This is a genomic window from Ruegeria sp. AN6 (assembly GCF_056540425.1).
On sequence record NZ_JBQFWR010000045.1, the window covers coordinates 1 to 828 of the forward strand.

General features: G+C 50.7%; 1 protein-coding gene. It reads right to left on the reverse strand.

Features of this window, described 5'->3' with window-relative positions:
• Positions 1-53: 53 nt before the first annotated feature.
• Positions 54-737 (reverse strand): IS6 family transposase, encoded by a 684-nt coding sequence (locus tag ACR0MQ_RS22940; protein ID WP_480611278.1) that lies wholly within the window; start codon positions 735-737, stop codon positions 54-56.
• Positions 738-828: the final 91 nt, after the last annotated feature.

Sequence of the window (828 nt, forward strand, 5' to 3'; positions counted from 1 at the left end):
GGATGTGTCGCAAACTTTTGGGACGGTCAGAGTTAGCGACTTACTGGACGCACTCATCCTGCGATCTCTGCAAATAGCCGAAAGCCAGATGTCGTAGTGCAGGGGAATTGCTGCTTTCGGATCATGTTGGCGACCTCAATGCCGTCCAGAGTAGCCGATGCGGATCTGAACGATTTGAACCCGCACATGTGCCGGATGCGACGCTTGATGAACCGATGATCCTGCTCGATCAGGTTATTCAAATACTTTGACCTGACTGTTTGAATTTTGGCGGTGCAACCAAACCGATTAAGGATTTTGTTCACCTCTCGAATGCCCGCTGCGTTGGCTCCACTTTTGTCGATGACGATCTTGCTCGGGATTCCATTTGAAGACAGCGCTTTGGCAAAGAACCTGGCTGCTGCTGGACGGTTCCTGCGCTCAGACAGCATGAAATCAAGGGTATTTCCTGCCTTGTCGACGGCCCGATAGAGGTACATCCATTTGCCGCGAACACGAATATAGGTCTCGTCCATACGCCAGGAGCTCAACGTTGGGCGTTTCTTTGATTGCGCACGAGCTGCGACGATCGGCGAGTATTTCACAACCCACCTATTCAATGTGGCATGGTCAACTCGCACACCGCGTTCAGCCATGATCTCTTCCAAGTCACGATAGGACACCGTGTATCGCAGATAGAAGTACACAGCGTACAAAACTGCATCCTTGGGGAAATGACAGCCCTTCAACGAGATCATGCTCAAATAACCTGTTTGAAAATTTTTCGACGAGTACAAACCTCAGATCACGCATGCGCGTCAACTAGACCCCAGAGTTTGCGACACATCC

Bases quoted from the DNA above. Each gene is read 5' to 3' on its own strand.
- ACR0MQ_RS22940 (WP_480611278.1), bottom strand. From the start codon at position 737: ATGATCTCGTTGAAGGGCTGTCATTTCCCCAAGGATGCAGTTTTGTAC.